The organism is Reyranella sp. (assembly GCF_044224635.1).
Classification (GTDB): Bacteria; Pseudomonadota; Alphaproteobacteria; order Reyranellales; family Reyranellaceae; genus Reyranella.
In genome coordinates this window covers 47,229-55,502 of the sequence record NZ_JBGAKA010000057.1, presented here as the reverse complement: position 1 = coordinate 55,502, position 8,274 = coordinate 47,229, and the positions used below count along the sequence as shown (strand labels likewise).

Sequence of the window (8,274 nt, the reverse complement as noted above, 5' to 3'; positions counted from 1 at the left end):
AATCGGCGACCGTGAGCTTGCCAGGATAGATCACATAGCCGCGATCCTTCAGCCCGTCATAGAAGCGCTGGAAGACGAATTTGGGATCGGTCGGCATGTGGAAGGTGACGATGATCGGCGCCTGCAGCCTGTCGCCGAGCAGCGTGCGGAAGCCCATGGCGCGCATGCCGTCGATCAGCACCCTGGCGTTGTCGCGATAGCGCCGGGCGCGGCCGGCGACGCCGCCTTCGGCCGCGTGCTCCTCGATCGCCTTGCCGAGCGCCACGATGACGTGGATGGGCGGCGTGAAGCGGTACTGCCCGGTGCGCGCGAAGGCGTCGGCCTGATCGTGGAGATCGAGCACCAGCGTGGTCGCGTTGCCCTTGCACTCGGCCAGCGCCTCGTTGCGGCAGATCACGAAGCCCAGCCCGGGGACGCCCTCGAGGCACTTGTTCGACGAGGCGGCCAGCGCATCGTAGGGAACGTGGCGCGCATCGATCTCGAGCGCACCGAAGGCGCTCATCGAATCGACCAGCAGGCGGCGGCCGTGACGCGCCACCAGCGCGGCAATCTCGACGATCGGATTGAGGATGCCCGATGTCGTCTCGCAATGGACGGCGAAGACGTGGCTGATCGCCGGGTCGCCGGCGAGCAGACGATCGAGCTTCGCGAGATCGGGCGGCGTGTCCTCCGGCGTCTCCAGCGCTACGGCGGCGCGGCCGGCGATCTGTGCGATCTTGAGGGCGCGCTGGCCGTAGGCGCCGTTGACCAGCACCAGGAGCTTTCCCGTGCGCGGCACGAAGCTGGTGATCATCGCCTCGACCGCGAAGGTGCCCGAGCCTTGCACCGGCACGGTGACGTGGGTACCCGTGGCGCCGGCCAGCTCGGCGATCCTGTCGAGCACCATTCGGTTGATGCGCAGGAACTCGGCATCGCGCGAGCCCCAATCGTGAACCATGGCCTGCTTGACCGTGGCGGAGGTGGTGAGCGGACCGGGCGTCAGCAGCAGCGGATCGCCGGTTTCGGAGGCGGCGGGTCGGGTGTTCATGGCCGGCACCATGCGGTCGCGAAGTCTATCCGTCTAGTATATATTCGATATGCCTTCCATCGGTTTCACCTATATGACGCCCACCCAGCTCCGTGCCTTTCATCTGGTCGCCGAATCCGGCTCCTTCTCCGCCGCCGCGCGCGCGTCCGATCTCAGCCAGCCCAACCTGTCCGGCCAGGTCACCGCCTTGGAGAAGACCTACGGCGTGCGCCTGTTCGACCGGCGCGGCCGTGGCATCGCGCCGACCGAAACCGGCCGGCAGCTGCACGGCCTCACGACCCGCCTGTTCGCGCTCCAGGAGGAAGCGCGCGCCTTGTTGGCCGGCGAGCAGGCGCTGACCCGCGGACACCTGCGCATCGCTGCAGACTCGGCGCACCATGTCGTGCCGATCATGGCGAGCCTTCGCAAGCGCGCGCAGAACCTCACGTTTGCCCTGTCGATTGACAATTCCGCCGTCGTGCTCGAGCGCCTGCTGCGCCACGAGGCCGACGTCGCGGTGATGGCCAAGAGCGTGTCGGACCCGCGGCTCCATGCGGTTCGCCTGCGTCGCGACCGTCTGGTGCTGTTCGCTCCGGCCGGACATGCTTTTGCAAGACGCGGCCGCGTTCCGCTCGCTGCCCTTTCCGGGCTGGAGCTGGTGCTGCGCGAGCGCGGCTCGATCACCCGCGAGGTGCTGGAGCAAGCGATGGCCGATGCCGGCGTGCGCCCTGACGCCATCGTCGAGGTCGAGACGCGCGAGGGCGTGCGTGAAGCCGTGGCCGCGGGCTTCGGCATCGGCGCGGTGTTCGAAAGCGAGCTCGGCCAGGACCGCCGCTTCCGCCGCCTCGTCGTGAGCGACCGGCCCTTGCAGGTGGCCGAATACGCCGTCTGCGCGCAGGAGAGCCGCCGCCTGGCGCTGGTGCGCGCCTTCATGGACGAAGCCGAGCGGTTGGCGGAGGCAGCAACTTGACGCGAAGTGGCGAGGAGAGCGTGATTCCCTTCATGTCATCCTGAGCGAAGCGAAGGATCTCATCGCCGGGAGCTGCAAGGTCCTCCTTGGCCTGCGGCGATGAGGTCCTTCGTCGGCAGCGCTTGCTCCGTAAACGCCTTGCCAGGACGACAGATTTTCGCCGTCTGCTTACGAAGCTGCGCCACGCCCGCGTTACCGACGGACAGTTGGCGACGCCGGCCTCGAACGCCGCCAACGCCTCCTCGCTCTGGCTCTCGAGCGCGATCCTGACCAGCACGGTCGTGGCGAGGCCGAAGCTACCGAGGTCGAGAATGGCCTGATAGCCGCGGATGATTCCCTGACCCTCGAGGGCGCGCGGCCGGCGCGAGATCGCCGTGCTCGACAAGCCGACCCGCGCCGCCAGCTCGACCTGGCTGGCGCGGGCATTGGCCGTCAGCTCGGACAGGATGGCGGCATCGATCCTGTCCAGATCAGCCTGTTTGGTTTCCTGCGCCATTCCGGATAGTTCATGGCGGTCGGGCTGGACGCGGAGGTCACCATCCTAGACTGCTCGCTGCCGCGTCTGCGCGAGCCACAGAAAGGGTGCTCAGAAGTGGCCGAGCTCGCCCGTGACCACTTCGTCACAGAACTGTCAAAGAACTTTAACCAGATGATCGTGAGGCGTAGGGTTTTGCGATCATGCATGGCGTCGAGACCGTCCTCAACGTGGTGGGCAGCGTCGCGCTCCTCTTGTGGGGCGTGCGCATGGTGCGCACCGGGCTGACGCGCGCTTTCGGCGCTGCGCTGCGGCGCGCCATCGCCGCCTGCTCGCGCAACCGCTTCACCGCCTTCGCCGGCGGCCTCGCCATCACCGGCCTGCTGCAGTCGAGCACGGCAACGGCGCTGCTGCTGTCTTCTTTCGCCGGCCGCGGTCTTATTCCGCTGTCGATCGCGCTCGCCGTCATGCTGGGCGCCGACGTCGGCACGACGATCGCGGCCCAGGTGCTGTCATTCGATCTCGGCTGGATGTCACCGCTCCTGATCGGCGTCGGAGTCATCGGCTTCCTGTCGACCGAGCACGACAAGCCGCGCCATGTCGGTCGCGTCGCGATCGGCCTCGGCCTGATGCTGTTGTCGCTCAAGCTCCTGGCGATCGCCACCCAGCCGCTGCGCGAATCGCCCGCCTTCATGGCCGCCCTCCAGGGGCTGCAGGACGAGTACGTGATCGCCGTCGTGCTGGCGACGCTCGCCACCTGGTTCGTGCACTCGAGCCTCTCGGTCGTTCTGTTGATCATGTCGTTTGCCGGCAGCGGCATCGTCGAGCCCAAGCTCGCGCTGGCCCTGGTGATCGGCGCCAATATCGGCGGCGCGCTGGCGCCCTACATGGCGCAGGCCGGCGCTGACGTCGCGGCCCGCCGCGTGCCGCTGGCCAATCTCATCACCCGCAGCTTGGTGGGCGTAGCCGCCCTGCCCTTCCTCGGGATCCTGCTGCCGGCGCTGCAATGGCTCGATCCCGCCACGGCGCGGCTTGCGGTGAATTTCCACACGGCCTTCAACATCGCCGCGGCGCTCGTCTTCCTGCCGCTGACCGATGCGATTGCGTGGGTGTGCCGTCGCCTGCTACCCGACAAACCGATCGCCGACGATCCCGGCAAGCCGCGCCATCTCGATCCCAATGTCCTCGATTCGCCGACCGAGGCACTAGGCTGCGCCCTGCGCGAGACGCTCAATCTCGGCGACCGCGTGGGCGACATGCTGCGCCAGAGCATCGAGGTGTTCGAGCGCAACGATCCGAAGGCCGTGAAGGCGATCGAGGCGGCCGATGATGCCGTCGACCGGCTCTACGAGGCGATCAAGCTCTATCTCATCCAGACCTCGCGCACCGAGCTCGGCGAGGAAGATGGCCGGCGCTATGTCGAGATCCTGACCTTCACCACCAACCTCGAGCATGTCGGCGACATCATCGACAAGAACCTGATGGAGCTGGCGGCGAAGAAAATCCGCAATCGCTACACCTTCTCGCCCGAGGGCATGGCCGAGCTCCGCGCCTTCCATGCCCGCGTGCAGGAGAATTTGCGCCTGGCGCTGAACGTCTTCACCACGCGCGACATCGCCCTGGCGCGCCGGCTGGTCGCCGAGAAGACCGCCATCCGCGAGGCCGAGGCACAAGCAGCCGACAGCCATTTCGCCCGTCTGCGCGAGGGCCGCCCAGAATCGATCGAGACAAGCTCGATCCACATGGACGTGATCCGCGACCTCAAGCGCATCAACGGCCACCTGACGACGGTCGCCTATCCGATTCTCGAAGTCGCCGGAGAGCTCGCCGAGACGCGACTCAAGAGCGCATCCGATCCGGTGACCGGACAAGCCGCGGCGTCGACCTAACCCTTGATACGTGCGCCCGCCGGGTCGAAGGGGCAGCGCAGGGAGACCTTCGCCGCGAGACGCGTGCCGGCCAGATCGACCTCGAACCTGCCACCCTCGAGCCAAGCCGCATCGATCGCCGCACCGTCGCCGCGCTTGACGTAGCCCAGTCCGACGGACGTACCAATCGTGTGGCCGTATCCGGCCGAGGTGAGATCGCCGACCGGACGTCCGTCGCGCAGCAGCGCTTCGCCGCCCCACAGCAGCGGCTCGCCGTCCTGCAGGACGACCGACACCAGCCGTCGTGCCAGAGGCACGGCCTTTGCCTTGATCAAGGCATTCTGGCCGATGAATCCGCCGGGCTTGTCGAGCTTTACCGCCCAGGCGAGGCCGGCATTGAACGGCGTGTCGTCGGGCGTCAGCTCGCGGCCCCAGGCGCGGTAGCCCTTCTCCAGGCGCAGGCCCTCGACGGCGTAGTAGCCGGCGTCGCGCAGGCCAAACTCGGCGCCGGCTTCGTGCAGGGTCTCGAACACGGTGACCGCGAACTCGACGGGCACATAGAGCTCCCACCCCAGCTCGCCCATGTAGGTGCGACGCGAGGCCAGCACCGTGGCGTATCCGACGCCGATCTCGCGGCAGGTGGCGAATGGGAAGCCTTCGTTGGAGAAATCGGCCCGGCTCACCTTCTGCAACAGCGCGCGGCTCTGCGGCCCCATCAGCGACAGCACGGTCCAGGCCGACGTCACGTCGGCAAACGTGACGAACAGGTCCTCCGGCACATGCCGGGTGAACCAATCCATGTCGCGCATCGGTTGTGCCGAGCCGGTGATGACGAGAAACCTGTCGCGTGCCAGGCGGGCGATGGTGAGATCGCTTTCGAAGGTGCCGCGCTCGTTCAGGATGCCGGTATAGACCGTGCGGCCGACCGGCACAGCGACGTCGTTGGCGGCGAGCCGCTGCAACGCCGCCTCGGCATCGCGGCCCTGCACCAGGATCTTGCCGAACGAGGTCTCGTCGACCACCGTCACGCTCTCGCGCGTCGCGCGATGCTCAGCGCCGACGGCGTCGAACCAGGCGCCGCGACCCCAGCCGTATTGCATGTCGGGAGTCTTCCCGGCGCCGGCGAACCAGTTGGGCCGCTCCCAGCCCATCTTGTTGCCGAACCAGGCGCCGCGCGCCTTCAGCCGGTCGTAGAGCGGCGAGCGACGGAACGGCCGCCCGCTCTCCTGCTCGCGCTGCGGCCACGGCATCTTGTAGTGCAGGCCGAGCGTCTCGGCGACGCGCGTGCGCAGCCACGTATCGTTGCCGTGGAAACCGGCAAAGCGCCTGATATCGACCGGCCACAGATCGAGCGTCGGCTCGCCCGCGACGATCCATTCGGCCAGCGCCATGCCGGCGCCGCCCGAGCTGGCGATGCCCATCGAGTTGAAGCCCGCGCCGACGAAGAAGTTCTTAAGCTGCGGCGCCTCGCCCAGCACGTAGTTGAGATCGGGCGTAAAGCTTTCGGGCCCGTTCATGAAGGTCTTGATGCCGGTCTTCTCCAGCGCCGGGACGCGGATCAGGGCGTTGTCCATCAGAATCTGGAACTGGTCCCAGTCGTCCGGCAGTATGCCGAACTCGAAATCGTCCGGAATGACATCCTTGTCCCACGGCTTGGCCTCGGGCTCGAAGCCGCCCATCAACAGGCCGCCGACCTCCTCCTTGAAGTAGATGTAGCCGTCGGGATCGCGCATCACCGGCAGGTCGCGCGGCACGCCCTCCATCTTTTCGGTGACGATGTACATGTGCTCGCAGGAATAGAGCGGCACGGTCACACCGACCGAGCGGGCGAGCTGGCGGGCCCATTGACCACCGCAATTGACCACGATCTCGGCCGTGATCGGGCCTTGGCTCGTCTGCACGCCGGTGACGCGCCCATCCCTGGTGTCGATCGAGGTGACCCGGGTCTTCTCGAAGATGCGCACGCCCGCGTTGCGCGCGCCCTTGGCCAAGGCCTGGGTGATGTCGGCCGGGTTGGCCTTGCCGTCACCCGGCAACCACACGGCGCCCACCAGATCGTCCGTCCGCATGATCGGATATTTCTCGCCGGCCTGCCTGGGCGTCAGCGGCTCGCAGTCGACGCCCTGGGCATTGGCCATGGCGGCCGACCGGCGCAGCAGCACCATGCGCTGCTCGGTCCGCGCCACCGACAGCGAGCCGCACTGCTTCCAGCCGGTCGCCAGCCCGGTCTCGGTTTCGAGCTTCGAGTAGAGCTCGGTGCTGTAGCGGATCAGGCGGGTGAGATTCTGATAGCTGCGCAGCTGGCCGACCAAGCCGGCCGCATGCCATGTCGTGCCGCCGCTCAATCGGCCCTGCTCCAGCAGGACGACGTCCTTCCAGCCGAGCTTGGCGAGGTGATAGGCCGTCGAGCAGCCCATGATGCCGCCGCCGACGATGACGACGCGGGCCTGGGTCGGGAAGGTGCTCATAGCCTGCCTGCAAGTGCTGCTTCGTACATGCGGCGCATTTCAGGGACGCCCGCCTTGACCGGATTGCCGCCGGCCGTCGGATCGACGGCAGCCATCTCGGCGAACTTGTCGAGATGGCTTTCCTTTACGCCGAGTTCCGCCAAGGAGTGCGGGATGCCGACGCGGCGCCGGAAATCGAGGGTCCATTCCATGAAGCCGTCGAAGGTCGGATTGTGCAGGCCCAGCCAGCGCGACAGGCGCTGGATCTTGTCGTCGATCGCCGGACGGTTGAACTGCAGCACGTAGGGCATGGCGACGGCGTTGGTGAGCCCATGATGGGTGTCGAGCACGGCGCCGACCGGATGCGACAGCGAATGGATCGCGCCCAATCCCTTCTGGAACGCCGTCGAGCCCATCTGCGAGGCCGCCAGCATGTGGCTGCGCGCCTCGACGTCGCGGCCGTTGTCGACCGCCCGCACGAGGTTGTCCTTTACCAGGCGCATGCCTTCGACGGCGATGCCCTCGGCATAGGGGTGATAACCCGGTGCGCAGTAGGCCTCTAGGCAATGGATGAAGGCGTCCATGCCGGTGCCCGCCGTGAGCGTGGGCGGCAGGCCGACCGTCAGCTCGGGGTCCGCGATGACGACGCTGGGCATCATCCTGGGATGGAAGATCACTTTCTTGGTGTGCGTCGCCTCGTCGGTGATGACGGAGGCGCGGCCGGTCTCCGAGCCGGTGCCGGCGGTGGTCGGTACGGCGACGGAGGGATAGATACCGACCGGATTGGCGCGCGTCCACCAATCGCCGATATCCTCGAAATCCCACATCGGACGGGCCTGGCCGGCCATGAAGGCGATCGCCTTGGCGGTGTCGATGCCCGAGCCGCCGCCCCAGGCGATCACCCCATCGTGCTTGCCGGCCCGCAAGACCTTCACACCGGACTCAACGTTGCCGGCGACCGGGTTGGGTTTCACGTCGCTGAACAACGCGACCTCGAGCCCCGCCTTGCGCAGCCCCAGCATGGCGTCGGAGATCATCGAGAGCTTCGCCAGGCCCGGATCGGTGACCAGCAGCGGGCGCCTCAGCCCGGCCGCCTTGCAGGCGTCAGGCAATTCGCGAATGCGGCCGGCGCCGAAACGGATCGCCGTGGGGTAATTCCAGTTGCCGGTCAGAAGCGATGCCATCAGGCGAATTCCTTGCGACCGAGAAGACCATTCACAGACATCTGCCATCCTTGTTTCCTGGCGCCACGCTAGCACGGCAACTACCGATCATTGGAGAGCGGCGGGTCGCCGCCATGGGGATTCGCCGTGGGCAGTTTCGCGTCCCTGGCGATTCGCGTGCCTGATGCAGGACGCAACGGCTGTCCAGCCCATGCGTTGAACCGGATCACTCGTCTCATGGACAGGGCAGGATGGGTCACCGACTCACGTTCTTGCGGGGCTGGACTCGAGCCCCAAAGGCCGTTGGCCTGCCCTTCGCCAGCAGTCCCTGGACCGCAAGGCGAC

Annotated in this window: 6 protein-coding genes; 2 read left to right on the top strand and 4 right to left on the bottom strand. The window is 67.2% G+C overall.

All coding sequences use genetic code 11. The annotated features are described in order from the left end of the window. Positions 1 to 1,027: 2-aminoethylphosphonate--pyruvate transaminase (locus ACILR9_RS32745; RefSeq protein ID WP_395714186.1), on the bottom strand; the 1,027-nt coding region annotated here is incomplete at its 3' end. 49 nt (positions 1,028 to 1,076) lie between these two features. Between ACILR9_RS32745 and ACILR9_RS32740 the strand changes: the two genes are divergently transcribed. Then, positions 1,077 to 1,976 carry a LysR substrate-binding domain-containing protein gene (locus ACILR9_RS32740; protein ID WP_395714185.1) on the top strand — a complete coding sequence of 300 codons (900 nt, stop codon included), beginning with the start codon at positions 1,077 to 1,079 and terminating at the stop codon, positions 1,974 to 1,976. Here the strand turns inward: ACILR9_RS32740 and ACILR9_RS32735 are convergent. Beyond that, on the bottom strand, positions 1,936 to 2,472 hold the full coding sequence (locus ACILR9_RS32735) for an Lrp/AsnC family transcriptional regulator (RefSeq protein WP_395714184.1): 537 nt from the start codon (positions 2,470 to 2,472) through the stop codon (positions 1,936 to 1,938). The genes ACILR9_RS32740 and ACILR9_RS32735 overlap by 41 nt on opposite strands. Before the next feature lie 182 nt (positions 2,473 to 2,654). On the opposite strand from ACILR9_RS32735, the gene ACILR9_RS32730 reads away from it, so the two are divergent. Next, positions 2,655 to 4,340, top strand: a complete 1,686-nt coding sequence (locus tag ACILR9_RS32730) for a Na/Pi cotransporter family protein (RefSeq protein WP_395714183.1) — start codon at positions 2,655 to 2,657, stop codon at positions 4,338 to 4,340. Here ACILR9_RS32730 and ACILR9_RS32725 read toward each other — a convergent pair. Both ACILR9_RS32725 and ACILR9_RS32720 read right to left on the bottom strand, forming a co-directional pair. Next, positions 4,337 to 6,787: an FAD-dependent oxidoreductase gene (locus ACILR9_RS32725; protein ID WP_395714182.1), complete on the bottom strand. Its 2,451-nt coding sequence runs from the start codon at positions 6,785 to 6,787 to the stop codon at positions 4,337 to 4,339. The genes ACILR9_RS32730 and ACILR9_RS32725 overlap by 4 nt on opposite strands. Then, complete coding sequence (locus ACILR9_RS32720; RefSeq protein ID WP_395714181.1) at positions 6,784 to 7,950, bottom strand: iron-containing alcohol dehydrogenase; 1,167 nt, start codon at positions 7,948 to 7,950, stop codon at positions 6,784 to 6,786. The genes ACILR9_RS32725 and ACILR9_RS32720 overlap by 4 nt, the downstream gene beginning before the upstream one ends. Positions 7,951 to 8,274: the final 324 nt, after the last annotated feature.

Bases quoted from the DNA above. Each gene is read 5' to 3' on its own strand.
- ACILR9_RS32730 (WP_395714183.1), top strand. From the start codon at position 2,655: ATGCATGGCGTCGAGACCGTCCTCAACGTGGTGGGCAGCGTCGCGCTC.
- ACILR9_RS32720 (WP_395714181.1), bottom strand. From the start codon at position 7,950: ATGGCATCGCTTCTGACCGGCAACTGGAATTACCCCACGGCGATCCGT.
- ACILR9_RS32740 (WP_395714185.1), top strand. From the start codon at position 1,077: ATGCCTTCCATCGGTTTCACCTATATGACGCCCACCCAGCTCCGTGCC.
- ACILR9_RS32725 (WP_395714182.1), bottom strand. From the start codon at position 6,787: ATGAGCACCTTCCCGACCCAGGCCCGCGTCGTCATCGTCGGCGGCGGC.
- ACILR9_RS32735 (WP_395714184.1), bottom strand. From the start codon at position 2,472: ATGGCGCAGGAAACCAAACAGGCTGATCTGGACAGGATCGATGCCGCC.